This is a genomic window from Pseudomonas sp. 58 R 12, from assembly GCF_900005865.1.
In the GTDB taxonomy this organism is placed as follows: Bacteria; Pseudomonadota; Gammaproteobacteria; order Pseudomonadales; family Pseudomonadaceae; genus Aquipseudomonas; species Aquipseudomonas tritici.
The window spans coordinates 414,982-427,883 of sequence record NZ_CVTP01000028.1; the positions used below are offsets into that span (position 1 = coordinate 414,982).

At 59.6% G+C, this 12,902-nt stretch carries 12 protein-coding genes and 1 pseudogene; 4 read left to right on the forward strand and 9 right to left on the reverse strand.

The window, feature by feature from the left end; translation table 11 throughout:
- Positions 1-9: 9 nt before the first annotated feature.
- The 7 genes from hpaH to BFP95_RS26325 all read right to left on the reverse strand — a co-directional run bounded on the left by hpaH (position 10) and on the right by BFP95_RS26325 (position 6,484).
- Positions 10-813, reverse strand: a complete 804-nt coding sequence (gene hpaH / locus BFP95_RS26295; protein ID WP_049712532.1) for a 2-oxo-hept-4-ene-1,7-dioate hydratase — start codon at positions 811-813, stop codon at positions 10-12.
- An 11-nt stretch (positions 814-824) separates the two neighbouring features.
- On the reverse strand, positions 825-2,129 hold the full coding sequence (locus BFP95_RS26300; RefSeq protein ID WP_065890700.1) for an MFS transporter: 1,305 nt from the start codon (positions 2,127-2,129) through the stop codon (positions 825-827).
- Positions 2,130-2,175: 46 nt separating this feature from the next.
- Positions 2,176-2,568 carry a 5-carboxymethyl-2-hydroxymuconate Delta-isomerase gene (locus BFP95_RS26305; protein WP_065875962.1) on the reverse strand — a complete coding sequence of 131 codons (393 nt, stop codon included), beginning with the start codon at positions 2,566-2,568 and terminating at the stop codon, positions 2,176-2,178.
- 15 nt (positions 2,569-2,583) lie between these two features.
- Positions 2,584-3,441 (reverse strand): 3,4-dihydroxyphenylacetate 2,3-dioxygenase, encoded by an 858-nt coding sequence (gene hpaD, locus BFP95_RS26310; RefSeq protein WP_065880940.1) that lies wholly within the window; start codon positions 3,439-3,441, stop codon positions 2,584-2,586.
- A 144-nt stretch (positions 3,442-3,585) separates the two neighbouring features.
- The gene (hpaE, locus tag BFP95_RS26315) at positions 3,586-5,046 is read right to left on the reverse strand and encodes a 5-carboxymethyl-2-hydroxymuconate semialdehyde dehydrogenase (protein WP_065875964.1); all 1,461 of its coding nucleotides are present in this window, start codon (positions 5,044-5,046) and stop codon (positions 3,586-3,588) included.
- A 5-nt stretch (positions 5,047-5,051) separates the two neighbouring features.
- The gene (locus BFP95_RS26320) at positions 5,052-5,822 is read right to left on the reverse strand and encodes a fumarylacetoacetate hydrolase family protein (RefSeq protein ID WP_065875965.1); all 771 of its coding nucleotides are present in this window, start codon (positions 5,820-5,822) and stop codon (positions 5,052-5,054) included.
- Positions 5,819-6,484, reverse strand: a complete 666-nt coding sequence (locus BFP95_RS26325) for a fumarylacetoacetate hydrolase family protein (RefSeq protein WP_065875966.1) — start codon at positions 6,482-6,484, stop codon at positions 5,819-5,821. The genes BFP95_RS26320 and BFP95_RS26325 overlap by 4 nt, the downstream gene beginning before the upstream one ends.
- A gap of 128 nt (positions 6,485-6,612) precedes the next feature.
- Here BFP95_RS26325 and hpaA point away from each other — a divergent pair, with 128 nt between their 5' ends.
- Positions 6,613-7,473, forward strand: a complete 861-nt coding sequence (gene hpaA / locus BFP95_RS26330; protein WP_065875967.1) for a 4-hydroxyphenylacetate catabolism regulatory protein HpaA — start codon at positions 6,613-6,615, stop codon at positions 7,471-7,473.
- A 42-nt stretch (positions 7,474-7,515) separates the two neighbouring features.
- Here the strand turns inward: hpaA and BFP95_RS26335 are convergent, their stop codons facing one another.
- Positions 7,516-8,310 carry a helix-turn-helix transcriptional regulator gene (locus BFP95_RS26335; protein ID WP_065875968.1) on the reverse strand — a complete coding sequence of 265 codons (795 nt, stop codon included), beginning with the start codon at positions 8,308-8,310 and terminating at the stop codon, positions 7,516-7,518.
- A gap of 530 nt (positions 8,311-8,840) precedes the next feature.
- Here BFP95_RS26335 and BFP95_RS26340 point away from each other — a divergent pair.
- From BFP95_RS26340 to BFP95_RS26350, 3 genes and pseudogenes are all read left to right on the forward strand, one after another.
- The gene (locus BFP95_RS26340) at positions 8,841-9,761 is read left to right on the forward strand and encodes an ATP-binding cassette domain-containing protein (protein ID WP_065875969.1); all 921 of its coding nucleotides are present in this window, start codon (positions 8,841-8,843) and stop codon (positions 9,759-9,761) included.
- 296 nt (positions 9,762-10,057) lie between these two features.
- Positions 10,058-10,438 carry a hypothetical protein gene (locus BFP95_RS26345; protein ID WP_309304241.1) on the forward strand — a complete coding sequence of 127 codons (381 nt, stop codon included), beginning with the start codon at positions 10,058-10,060 and terminating at the stop codon, positions 10,436-10,438.
- Positions 10,438-11,082: pseudogene (locus BFP95_RS26350) on the forward strand (ATP-binding cassette domain-containing protein). The gene BFP95_RS26345 and the pseudogene BFP95_RS26350 overlap by 1 nt, the downstream one beginning before the upstream one ends.
- A gap of 56 nt (positions 11,083-11,138) precedes the next feature.
- Here the strand turns inward: BFP95_RS26350 and arnT are convergent.
- Positions 11,139-12,794 carry a lipid IV(A) 4-amino-4-deoxy-L-arabinosyltransferase gene (gene arnT, locus BFP95_RS26355; RefSeq protein WP_065910909.1) on the reverse strand — a complete coding sequence of 552 codons (1,656 nt, stop codon included), beginning with the start codon at positions 12,792-12,794 and terminating at the stop codon, positions 11,139-11,141.
- Between the last annotated feature and the right edge of the window lie 108 nt (positions 12,795-12,902).

Below are 12,902 nucleotides of genomic sequence, written 5' to 3' on the forward strand. Positions count from 1 at the left end.
CTCCAGGGTTCAGACGAAGCGGCAGGCAATCGAGCCGAGCATGTCGTAGTCGACATGAAAGGTGTCGCCAGGCCTGGCCGCGACCGGCCGGGTGAAAGAGCCGCCAAGAATGATTTGCCCCGGCAACAGCGTCACGTCATAGGCTGCCAGCTTGTTTGCCAGCCAGGCGACGCCTTTTGCCGGGTGATTCAGCACCGCCGCCGATACACCAGATTCTTCGATTACGCCATTGCGGTACAGCACAGCGGGTACTTTGCGCAGGTCGATCTCGGTAGGCCGCACGGCGCGGCCGCCCAGCACCACACCGGCATTGGCGGCGTTGTCGGAGATGGTGTCGAAGACTTTGCGGGTAGCGTTGGTCTGCGGGTCGACCTGCTGGATGCGCGCGTCAATGATTTCCAGCGCCGGGATCACCCATTCGGTCGCGTCGAGCACATCGAACACCGTGCAGTTCGGGCCCTTGAGCGGTTTGCCGAGGATAAACGCGAGTTCCACCTCCACCCGCGGCACGATGAAGCGTTCGAAGGGAATGTCGCTGCCTTCGTCGAAAAACATGTCATCAAGCAGAGCCCCGTAGTCGGGCTCGGTGATGTTCGACGACACTTGCATGGCCCGCGACGTGAGGCCGATCTTGTGGCCCTTCAACGTACGCCCGTCCTTGATCTTCTGCGCCACCCAGGCGCGCTGGATGGCGTAGGCGTCGTCAATCGTGATGCCCGGATAGTCGAGGGAAAACTGGCGGACCTGTTCGCGGCTGCGTTCGGCGCGGTCCAGGTTGGCAGCGGCCTGGAGGATTTGCTGGGAGTCGAGCATGGCAAGCGTCCTTAGTGTGGGTTAACGATGGCAGCGTGGGTGCGCAGCACCAGCAGGCCGCCGAGGGCGATAAACAGGGCGAGTACGTAAAGGGCCAGGCTGGCGCTATGGGTGGCGTCGCGCATCCAGCCGATCAGATACGGCGCGAGGAACGCGGCGATGCTGCCGAACGAGCTGATCATGGCGATGCCGGCCGCTTGGGTCGTGTTGGACAGAAACGCCGGCGGCAGTTGCCAGAACATCGGCAACGCTGCACTGGCGCCCATGCCGGCGACCACCAGCCCGCCCATCACCAGCAATGGATTTCCCGGCGCCAGGCCGGCCACGGCGATGCCGACGGCGGCCATCAGCAGCGGCACACACAGGTGCCAGCGGCGTTCGCGATGGCGGTCGGATGAACGCCCGCAGCCGATCATGAAGAAACACCCGGCCAGGTACGGCACGGCGCTGAGCAGGCCGACCTGGCTGTCGCGGCCAATGCCGGCGCCGTGGATCAGGGTGGGCATCCAGAACGCGAGCGTGTTGACCGCCAGCATCACGGCGAAATACACCGCCACCAGCAACCACACCTGCGGGTCGCGCAGGATGCCGCCGAACGAGGTGATGGTCTTGCGCTGTTCTTCGCTGCGCAGTTGGGCGTACAGTTGTTGTTTCTGCTCAGGCGTAAGCCAGCGCGCCGAGTCAAAGCTATCCGGCAGCCACTTGAGCACCACCAGCCCCAGCAACACCACGGGCAGGCCTTCGATCAAGAACATCCACTGCCAGCCGCGCATGCCGCCCACATTATGGAAATGTTCGAGGATCGCCCCGGACAAGGGCCCGCCCAACACACCGGCCATCGGTACCGCAATCGCAAACAACGCCGTGACCTGGGCCCTGCGCCGCGCAGGGTACCAACGGTTGAGAAACACCAGGATCCCGGGGAAAAAACCGGCCTCGGCGACCCCCAGCAAAAAGCGCAGTACATAGAAACCACGCGCGCTCTCCACCCACAGCATGCCGGTGGACAACACGCCCCACACCACCATCAGGCTGGCGATCCAACGCCTGGGGCCGACGCGGTCGAGTGCGATATTGCTCGGCACGCCAAACAGCGCGTAGGCGATAAAGAACAGTCCGGCGCCGAAACCGTAGACCGTGTCGCTGAAATGCAGGTCGCTGCTCATCTGCATCTTGGCGAAGCCGATGTTGATGCGGTCCAGATGGGCGAACAGGTAACACACCAGCAACAGCGGCATCAGGCGCCACGTCACCAAACGATGGGTGCGGTCGTGCTCGGCCAGCGCGCGGCTGGCAGTGGATTGGGCTGTGCTCATGATGTTGTACTTTTTGTCTGAGTGGCCGTGAGGGGAGCGGCGGGATTCAGCCCGCCGGGTTGTTCAGGAACGCATGCACATTGTTCAGCTTGTAGTTGAGCTGCGGATGTAACTCGACCATCTCGAATGACAGTGCCAGCAAGCGTTGCGCCTGCAACGGGGCGAAGTGTTCGGTGATCAGCGCAAACAACGCCTCGGCCACCGCCTGGCGCGTGGCCAGGTCGCGGCCATGGCCGACCTTGAGGGTCATGTGCACAAAGGCGTAGTCGTGCTTGCCATCGGCCATGCGCCAGGTGTCCAGGCGCACGCCGCGGCTGCGAATACCGCCCAAGGGAAACACGTCACTGTCTCCCAACACGCGGTGAACCTTTTCAAACAGGCCAGGCAGGTCGGCCTGCTGTTCAATGTTGTCGGTGTACTCGGCGATAAAATGCGGCATGGGTTTCTCCCAGTTCTATAGCGGGAAAATCGCGTTGATCTGGCCGGTGCCCGAACTGCCGAACGGCGGCGTAATGATCTCCGCCGGCTGGGCATATTCCGGCCCGCCGAGCAGGCCCAGGAGCATGGCGGTGTCGTGCATCTTGCCTTCGCCAAAGCAGTGTTCGGCGTAGTCCGGCAGCATCGCGCAGAACTCTTTGAAACGGCCTTGCTTCCACATTTCCACCACGTGCAGGTCCATCTGTTTGTCGAACTCGCGGGTCCAGTTGTGGATATTCGCCTCGGCCTCGCGGTCGTCCGAAAACCGGTGGGACAGCGAGCCGGACGCCAGCACCAGCACCTTGCGATCGCTCTTCTCGATCGCCCGGCGTACGGCGGCACCGAAGGCAAAGCTGTCTTCCAGGCGGTGCCAGGCGCACCACGCGGCGATCGAAATGACCTTGAATTTCTCATCCTCCGGCACGCCCATGTGCATGTAGCGCATGGGCACCAGCGTGCCGTATTCCAGCTCCAGGCTCGGGATGTTATGGGCCATGCTGCGCACGCCGGCCAGGTTGGCCTCGGCGGCGATCAGCTCGCCCAGTTCCGGGCAACCGGGGTAGGCGTAGTCCATGTTCTTGATGAAATGCGGCAGCTCGTTGCTGGTGTAGGTGCCCTGGAATTGCTCGCCGCAATTGATGTGATAACCGCTGTTGACCAGCCAGTGCACGTCAAACACCACCGCCGTGTCGGCGCCCAGCTCGCGGGCGCGGCGGCCGATTTCCTTGTGCCCGGCAATCGCCGCGTCGCGACAGCCGTGATGCTTGCCGGGCAGTTCCGACAGGTACATCGACGGTACGTGGCAGATCTTCGCCGCCAGGACCACTTCGCCCATGATGATTCTCCTGAATAATTATTCTTGTAATGACAATGAGATCCCTGTGGGAGCTGGCTCGCCTGCGATGGCATCGACGCGTTCTCCTGAGGCACCGCATCGCGGGCAAGCCCGGCTCCCACAGGACAGCTAGCATGTCCCGAATTACACGCCCCAACGCGGGATGTGATGACTGCCCATGGAAATGCACACGTTCTTGATCTCGGCAAACACTTCAAAGCTGTACTGGCCACCTTCGCGACCGGTACCTGAACCTTTCACCCCACCGAACGGCTGACGCAAATCGCGCACGTTCTGGCTGTTGATAAATACCATGCCGGCTTCAATACCGCGCGCCAGGCGATGGGCCTTGCCGATGTCCTGGGTCCAGATGTAGGAGGCCAGGCCGTACTCGGTGTCGTTGGCCAGTTGCAGGGCCTCGGCCTCGTCCTTGAAGGGAATGAGGCACACCACCGGGCCGAAGATTTCTTCCTGAGCGATGCGCATGTTGTTGTTCACGTCGGCAAATACCGTCGGCTGGATAAACTGGCCGCGGCTCAAGTGCGCCGGCAAGTTGGCTGGCCGTTCCAGGCCACCGGCGAGCAGGGTCGCACCTTCCTCGATACCAATCCTGATGTAGCCGGTGACCTTGTCGTAATGCGCCTGGGTGATCATCGAGCCGACCTGGGTCTTCGGGTCTTGCGGGTCCCCTACGATCAGGCGTTTCGCGCGGGCGGCGAATTCGGCGACAAACTGCGGGTAGACGCTTTCCTGGATAAAAATGCGGCTGCCGGCGGTGCAACGTTCGCCGTTCAGCGAAAAGATCGTGAACAGCGCCGCGTCGAGGGCCCGCTCCAGATCAGCGTCTTCAAAGATCAGCACCGGCGACTTGCCGCCCAGCTCCATGGAGTACTTTTTCAGGCCTGCGGTCTGCATGATTTTCTTGCCGGTGGCGGTGCCGCCGGTAAAGGAAATAGCGCGCACATCCGGGTGACGTACCAAGGCATCGCCCGCCGTGGCGCCATAACCCTGGATCACGTTGAGCACGCCGTTGGGAATCCCGGCTTCTAGCGCCAGGCGCCCCAGTTCATTGGCGGTCAGCGGCGACAGTTCCGACATCTTCAACACCGCCGTATTGCCCAGGGCAAGGCACGGCGCGGTCTTCCAGGTGGCGGTCATGAACGGCACGTTCCACGGCGACACCAACCCGCACACGCCCACCGGTTGGTACAGGGTGTAGTTGAGCATCTGGTCGTCCACCGGATAACTGTGGCCGTCCATACGTGTGCAGACTTCGGCGAAGAAGTCGAAGTTGTGCGAGGCGCGCGGAATCAATACGTTTTTGGTCTGGTGGATCGGCAGCCCGGTGTCGAGGGTTTCCAGTTCGGCCAGGTGCGGCACGTTCTGCTCGATCAGCTCACCGAGCTTGCGCATCAGGCGTGCACGTTCCTTGGCTGGGGTGTTGGCCCACTTGGGGAACGCTGCCTTGGCTGCCGCTACGGCTTGCGCGACTTCCTCCGGGCCGCCGCTGGCGACTTCACCAATCGCCTCGCCAGTGGCCGGGTTGTAATTGATGAAGGTGTCTTTGCTTTCGACTTCACGGCCGTTGATCCAGTGTTTGATCATGTCTCTCACGCCTCTTTACGGACGGAGAAGAATTCCGTCTCGCTGACAATTCGGTTGACCAGCCGGCCCACGCCTTCGACTTCCACCACCACTTCATCGCCGGGCACCACATCGGCCAGGCCCTCGGGCGTGCCGGTGGCGATCATGTCGCCGGGTTGCAGAGTCATGAAGCTGGACAGGTATTCGATGAGGTAGGGGATATCGAAAATCATGTCGCGGGTGCTGCCTTCCTGGCGCAGTTCACCGTTGATCCACGTGCGCAGCTTCAGGTTGCTCGGGTCGGGTACGTCTGCGACATCGACGATCCACGGGCCGACCGGGGTGGTGGCGTCGCGGTTTTTTACGCGCAGGTTGGGGCGGTAGTAGTTTTCCAGGTAGTCGCGGATCGCGTAGTCGTTGCACACCGTATAGCCGGCCAGGTAATCCAGGGCGCCGGCGCGCTTGACGTTGCGTGCGACCTTGCCGATCACTGCCACGAGCTCGCACTCGTAGTGCATGTAGGCGACGTTGTCCGGGCGCCAGGTGAGTTGGCGGTGGCCGGTGTAGGTGCCGACGGACTTGATAAAGGCCAGCGGTTCCGTGGGTGGGGTGAAGGCCAGCTCGGCGGCGTGGTCGGCGTAGTTCAAACCGAGGGCGAACATGGTGCCGGTGGCCGGTGGCAGCCATTCCACCTGATCCTCGGCGAGCAGGCGACCATCGCTCAGGCGCACGGCGTTATCGGCCTCGACCTGCACAGCGTGGACATTATCTTCAAAGCGGATGCGGGCGTGTTTCATGCTTGAGTCTCCGCTTGAATATGGCTAAAAAGGCGGCCCACGCCGCTGATCTCGACCTCAACCTTGTCGCCAGGCAGCACATCCACGCGGCCTTCAGGGGTGCCTGTGATCAGCACATCGCCGGGATGCAGGGTCATGAATTCGCTGATCTCGGCGATCAATTGCGGGATATCGCGGACCCAATTGGCGGTGGAGTTTTCCTGGCGCAGTTCGCCGTTGACCGACAGTTTGAGGCTCAGCTTGTTTGGGTTGGCAATCTGATCCCGCGGGACAAGGTGTGGCCCGAGGACGCAAAAGCCATCGCGGCATTTGGCTTTGACGGCGGGGCGGTAGTAGCTGTCTTCCGGCAGGCTGAACTCGTTGACCACCACGTAGCCCGCCACATGAGCCATGGCATTTTCCAGGCTGACGCGGCTCGCACGCTGGCCGATCACCACACCCAGGGCGGGGCCGGGTTGCAGGCGTTCACCCTGTGGATGCAGCACCACGGCGTTGTGCCCGTTGCGCGTATTCGGGGTTTTGATAAACAGCACGGGCTTGGTCGGCGGCTTCTGGTAGGGCGCCTGCTGGAAGGCGGCGAGATGCTGGTCCAGCAGGCCCCGGTAGTTCAGCGCAACGCCGAACAGGGTGCCGCTGGCAACATCATGCAGGGTACGGCTCATGCGTTTCTCCTGACGGTGGCGACTGCTGCATAGGCAGTTCGTTAAGTTGTTAACGTTATAATTAATATGTTAACTACCGTCAAGCGTGGCAAAATCCAACGGCACTCAAACAAGAATCAGGTGACAACGTGCAGCCGATTCCCAACATCAACATCGGGCAGGTCTACGACCAGCGTTACAGCGATGCCGAGGTGCATTACGACAAGCTCGGCAACCTGGCGGGTTTTTTCGGGCGCAACATGCCCGTGCATCGGCATGACCGTTTTTTCCAGGTGCATTACGTGAAGAGCGGTGCGGTGCGGGTGTATCTGGATGACCGCCAGTACGTGGAGTCCGGGCCGATGTTTTTCCTCACTCCGCCCACGGTGCCGCACGCTTTTGTTACCGAAGCGGATGCCGACGGACATGTGCTGACCGTGCGCCAGCAACTTGTGTGGGGAGTGATTGACGCCGACCCCAGCCTTGCCTCTGGCGCAGCCTGTGTGGCGCTGACGGCGGGTGACCACGGCCTGGATCAACTGTTTGAAGACTTGAACGATGAGATCAACGCTGAACGGGCAGGGCGCGCCGCTGCGCTGGAGAGCCTCACGCGGCTGATCATGATTCGCTTGCTGCGCCTGTGCGCGCACTCGTTACCCGCGCGCCCGACCCGCCATGAGGACCTGCGCATCTTCCATCGCTTCAACGAATTGATCGAGGCCCACTATCTGGAGCACTGGCCGCTGGTGCGGTATGCCGAGGGGATTGGCGTGACCGAGGCACGCCTGAATGAAGTCTGTCGACGCCTGGCTGATCTACCGTCCAAGCGCCTGATCCTGGAACGCGTGATGCAGGAAGCCAAGCGCCTACTGCTCTTTACCGGCAGCTCCGCGAACGAAATCTGCTACCAGTTGGGTTTCAAGGACCCGGCGTATTTCAGCCGGTTTTTCCTTCGTTATGCGCAGCTGACGCCGGGAGAGTATCGGCTGCGACAGTCGGGTTTGCGCTGACACTTCAGGCGCCTACCCTCGCGAATGCGCTCAATTTATTCATCAAACACCGATCATCCATTTGGCCAAACCATGTCGCCCACTGACGCCCAACTTCGCAGCAGCGCGCTTGAGGTAGGTTTCGATGGAGCTGTTCTTCACGCTGAGTTTTTCCGCCATCTGCGGCACGGTGCCGCCCGTCAGTAGACCGAGGCACACCTCCTGCTCGCGTGCCGAGAGGGTGATGTCGCCGAGGGACAGGCGCTTGTAGAACTCACGCTGCAATTGCGATTGTTCCAGCAACGTGTGGGCCGGTTCGACTTCGGCGTGCGGTGCCTGGCGCAGGCTCTGCGCATGGAACTCGATCAGTGGCAGCAGGGTGTCCGACAGGCACTTGAGAAACGACAACTCGGCCAGGGAGAACCCGCGCTGGTTGGGCGGGCGATAAAACGAAATCACACAGCGCCGTTTGCCCTGGCGCGACACCAGGTTGCACTGGTGCGAGGTGCCGCGTGGGTACGCGCTTTTGGCCTTGGCCTTTAGCTGGATCAGCAGCGGGTCCTGCATGCCGAGCATTTCCCGCAGCAACGGGTGGTCGTCCATGGAGTTCAGCGGCTGGGGCGGCGGCAGGTCCTGCGTCTGGCCAGCGCTGCCGAGCAACGTGATATCGAGCACGCGGTCGCGTAGCTCGTCGAGGGTCCATTCGCTGAGGTCCACCAGGTGGATCGGTACCCATTTGTCCACCAGGTGCAGCATGTGCGCGGCGAAGTCGGCGTGCCCACTGTTGGCAATCAACTCGCCCATTTCGGCATAGAAATTCGGGCTCTGGGTGTTCGCAATAGTGCGGGTCAAGCTCATTGCCATCTCATCCTTGATGTCGAAAACCGTCTGCAAATTCTCTGGCCTCTGCGGGGCGATCCGTGGCTCACACACCAGAGTTGGTACTCGAAATTGTAGTTAGCTAGGGGATTCGTCCTACGCATGTAGCAGAAACGATGGACACAAAGTGCCATAAAAACAACGTCATTAATTCGACGTTTCTGAGAGGCAATTCCGGATGCAAAAAACCAAAGGTTTTTTTGATTTTCGTTAACTTGTTGATAATTAAGCAATAATTACTATTTTTAGGCGACCATGAAATCCAATAGCGGCCAAACATAGCCAATGTCCTACAACTCTTTAATCGTTTCAGCGGATCGCCGTCAGCCAAGCGCTCAACGAGCTGCTGACAAGGGCCTTATAACTCAAAATATTTTTGATATGCGATTCAGCTATTGGATTGTTCATGAGGTAATGCATTTAATTTGGTGCCTAACTCATTGTTGTTTTGCATAAATCAGCGCCCTGGCGCGTTGCAATGAGTCATTGTTCCGCCTTAGAGATTAGCCATGAGCAACCCCGTTGCCCCCGAGCCGCTGGTCCGCCTGCTTGGCCTGTGCAAGCGCTTTGGCGCCCAATGGGCACTGGATCAGATCAACCTGGATATCTACCCGGGGGAGGGCGTGGCGCTGCTCGGCGCTGCGGGGGCGGGAAAATCTACCCTGGTCAACATCCTCAGCGGCATCCTAGCGCCGGATGCTGGCGAACTGTGGGTGGATGGGCAACGCCAACGCTTTACCTCGCCCTTGTCGGCACGCCGAGTCGGCATTGTGGCCGTGCACCAACAGCCCGACGACGCCATCGCCCCTGGCCTGAGCGTGGCTGAGAACCTGTTGCTCGATGAGTTGGGGCAGCCTGACGTGGATTTTCTGCTCAACCGCAAGAGCCTGTTACAACGCGCCGAAGCCATCGCTGCCGGCCTGGGCCTGGACCTGCCGCTGCAATACCCGGTCGAACGCCTCGGCCAGGCGGATCGCCAACTGCTGGTACTGGCCCGCGCTTTTGCCCTGCAACCCAGGCTCCTGATCCTCGACGAACCCACCGCGGCCTTGCCGGAACCCGACACCGAACGCCTGCTTGGCCTGATCGACAGCCAGCGCGCACAAGGCGTGGCCATCCTCTACATATCCCAGCGCCTGTCCGACCTGCAACGGGTCACCAACCGCGCGATCGTATTGCAGGAAGGGCGGCTGACCAGCGACCTCAACACCCGGCACTTGCCGAGTGCGGCTTACACCTTGTTTGGGGATGTGGCCGAGCATTCTGCGATAACCCCTGACAAAGCGTTGCCGGTGCCGTTTCTGGAACGGTTCACTCGGGCTGGGTTTATTCGCAATCGGGCCGAGGGGCGGGCCGTGCAGGCGCAGGTGAGGGGATTGCCAGTCCACAAGACTAGCTCGCTACTAAACGACGAAGCGGAGTCAAGTTAGGGTTGCATATCTGTTCGGGCGCGCGATATGAGTTGTGCCATTTGTCGGATTGTTTTATGCATGCTTGTAGGAATAATCCTCATCCTACAAAAAATATCTGAGTTGGCGCTTTCTGGTTTTACGCGTTTGTAGCGTCAAGTGTGGCGCTATTTGGTCTGGCGTTTTACATAGTGGGTCGGAGGGAAAGTGGCTTTCTGCGATCATTCGTTTATACGGGCCGAACAAGAATTATCTTTCTTATTGGGCAGTTTCTCGCGTATTCGGTTGTTGCAGTACTGTATTGCACTGTCTTCTATGTGCTCGCGCGTCATTCTTTTGGCGTTTTTAACGGCGCTGAGTACTTAGTTGTGGTTGCGCGGTTTTATATATGTTTTCTTATTTTTTCCATACCTTCGCTATTGCTGACGCTGGTGCCGCTGGGCTTCAAGAATGCGAGTACTGTCTTTTCCATGTTGTCGTTGGCGATGCTGGCGCTTGGGATTATGAGTTCTGGTTCTTCCAGTCCAGCCTTTGTCATTGTCAGTTTTTTTAATCCGATGGGGTGGGCAAACAAGGTTATGTTAGTCGGGGTGGCGGAGTGTTGGTTGGTTGTTCTACTGGTTGTCGTGTTGTTGGTAGTTTCGTTCTTTTTGATGTTTCGCTTTTTACGTATTAACCCCGTATGGAGTCGTTATTGATGAAACGGCTTATCGTAAACGCTCTTGACGTCAGGTATGCCTCTCACATTTTGTTGCAGCATGCGACTCTGACAATTGAGGCGGGTTCAATTTCAGGGTTGTTAGGACCAAATGGCTCCGGAAAAACCACGTTTTCGATGTGATTTGTGGCCTGAAGAAGATAGCGGGCGGTGAGATAAACAACTCTTTTCCAAACTGCTTTATCTGTCGCAAATCATCAACACACCCCCTGTGTTTCGCATGTTCGACATCTTCAAAATGACCATGCTCTTTTGCTCTGAAACACAGGTCACTCAACAACACGCTTTGGAGAGGATCGGAAAATGGAGCCCCGGCATTGCAGAAAGGTATTGCGACATTTGGAACAAAAAATCCTCCCTCTGTAGCTACGGAGAAAAGCGTTTGTAGACCCTGAGTTTCGTTATCACATTTGGCGATGCCTGGAGGGGGCGGCGGCGGAAGGTGTCGCGGTGTTGGTTTCATCGCACAACGTCGATGAGATCGTCACGCATTGCGATGACTTTTACATGCTTAGCCAGCGGCGATTCAACCCTTTCACTGACGCGCAAAGCTTCATGAGCACGTACGGTGGTAACAGCCTGGATGAGGCATTTATCCATGCCGCCAGCCTGCCAAAGGGATAGACCACGCCCAGTAACAGCAGCAGGATCACCGCGTTCAGTTATCCAGAATGCCGCCCTCAGGCCGATTTCGGGTAGATGATCAGTTCCAGGCAACCCTTGTAGTAGCGTTTGCCCCCAGGCGGCAGTTGCCCCGCTTCGCGCATTTCACTGGTGCTGTTGACCCGCATCAGCACGCCTACCGAGCCGTGCTGGCGCGCGTCCTTGAGCCAGGTTTTTACTTCCTCCAATTCGACTTTGCGATGTACCGACCCCGCGTATTGCAAGCCGTAGCGCAGTTCGCCTTCGGTGTCATACAGCGCCACTTCCGGGCGTTTCAGGCGCCAGGCCAGGGCGCTGGCATTGCTCAGTTCATTGCTCAACAGCGCGTTGGTCTGCTGCAGTTCTTCAAGGTGTTCGAGCACGAACTGGTCGGGCATTTCGTTATCTGCGATCCACGCCGGCATGCTCGCTGGCAGCAGGGTCACCAGCAGGCCGATGCCCAGCACCGGCATTGCCCACAACGTCAGCGGGCGAAACGCTTGCAACAAGTTGGCGAGGATCCACACCAGTAACACGATAAAAGCCAGGGACAGGCTGAACATCTCGGCGTGGCTGTTGCTGTACAGCGGCCGAGCGATCTGCAGATAGATCAAGCCGATCATGGCGACCATGCCGATCACGAAGTTGAGCAGGCCATTGAGGCAGATTGTGCGGGCGCGGCCGGTGCGGATCAGGTCGACCAGGGTATGCCCCATCAGCAATGCCAGGGGCAGCAGGCACGGCATGATATAAGTCGGCAGCTTGCCGTTGCTCAGGCTGAAGAAGCCCAGCGGCAGCAGCAACCACAGGGCCAGGAAGGTGATCGCCGGCTGGCGCTTTTCCTGCCAGGTCTTGCGCAGGGTGGCGGGTAGCAGACCTGCCCACGGCAGGCAAGACACCGCGATGATCGGCAGAAAGAACCACCACGGACGCACGTGTTGCGCGTTGTCGGCGCTGAAGCGGCGGATGTGTTCATTCCAGAAAAAGAAGCGCCAGAAGTCGGGTTCCTGAAGGTGGATCGCCAGCGCCCACGGCAGGCACACCAACACCGCAACCGCCATGGCCAGCGGGCCATAGCGCAGCAACTCGCCCAGCCGGCGTTGCCAGAGCATGTAGGGCACGGCAATCAACACCGGCAGGGCCCAGGCCAGGAAGCCTTTGGTCAGGAAACCCAGGCCGCAGGCCAGGCCCAGCACGCCCCAGGCGCATAGGCGAGCACGCGTCGTGGCGCTTTCAAGTGCAAACCACAGGGCGACCAGGCTCAGGTTGACCCACAAGGTGAATTGCGGATCGAGGTTGGAGTAGCCCGCTTGCCCGGCCACCAGCCCGAAACTCAGGTAGAGCAGGGCGCAGGCGAAACTTTTGCGCGGATCATTCCACAGACGGCGGGCAATCAGGTAGGCAAGCAGCACGCTCAGGCCGCTGGTCACGGCTGAGGCGATGCGCACACCGAACAGGTTTTGGCCAAACACTGCCTGGCCCAGGGCGATCAACCAGTAGCCGCCGGCGGGTTTTTCGAAATAGCGGATACCCATGAAGTGCGGCGCCAACCAGTTGCCGCTTTGCAGCATCTCCTGGCTGATCTGGGCGTAACGGGTTTCGTCCGGGGTCCACAAGCCGTGCAGGCCCAGGGGCAACAGGTAAAACGCGACAAACGCCAGCAACACTACCGGCAGGGGTTTTAATCGATTCATGAAAACGTCGCTCCTTGACGTTTAGTGGCGGACGTTTGAAGTAATGAACTAATAACGGGAATAGTCACAGCATTCGCTGAATTGCGGGAAATAGTCATGACGTCCTTA

What these genes read in the sequence shown, in the direction of transcription:
- hpaH (WP_049712532.1), bottom strand. Translation starts at nt 813, where the DNA reads ATGCTCGACTCCCAGCAAATCCTCCAGGCCGCTGCCAACCTGGACCGC.
- BFP95_RS26300 (WP_065890700.1), bottom strand. Translation starts at nt 2,129, where the DNA reads ATGAGCACAGCCCAATCCACTGCCAGCCGCGCGCTGGCCGAGCACGAC.
- BFP95_RS26305 (WP_065875962.1), bottom strand. Translation starts at nt 2,568, where the DNA reads ATGCCGCATTTTATCGCCGAGTACACCGACAACATTGAACAGCAGGCC.
- hpaD (WP_065880940.1), bottom strand. Translation starts at nt 3,441, where the DNA reads ATGGGCGAAGTGGTCCTGGCGGCGAAGATCTGCCACGTACCGTCGATG.
- hpaE (WP_065875964.1), bottom strand. Translation starts at nt 5,046, where the DNA reads ATGATCAAACACTGGATCAACGGCCGTGAAGTCGAAAGCAAAGACACC.
- BFP95_RS26320 (WP_065875965.1), bottom strand. Translation starts at nt 5,822, where the DNA reads ATGAAACACGCCCGCATCCGCTTTGAAGATAATGTCCACGCTGTGCAG.
- BFP95_RS26325 (WP_065875966.1), bottom strand. Translation starts at nt 6,484, where the DNA reads ATGAGCCGTACCCTGCATGATGTTGCCAGCGGCACCCTGTTCGGCGTT.
- BFP95_RS26335 (WP_065875968.1), bottom strand. Translation starts at nt 8,310, where the DNA reads ATGAGCTTGACCCGCACTATTGCGAACACCCAGAGCCCGAATTTCTAT.
- BFP95_RS26340 (WP_065875969.1), top strand. Translation starts at nt 8,841, where the DNA reads ATGAGCAACCCCGTTGCCCCCGAGCCGCTGGTCCGCCTGCTTGGCCTG.
- arnT (WP_065910909.1), bottom strand. Translation starts at nt 12,794, where the DNA reads ATGAATCGATTAAAACCCCTGCCGGTAGTGTTGCTGGCGTTTGTCGCG.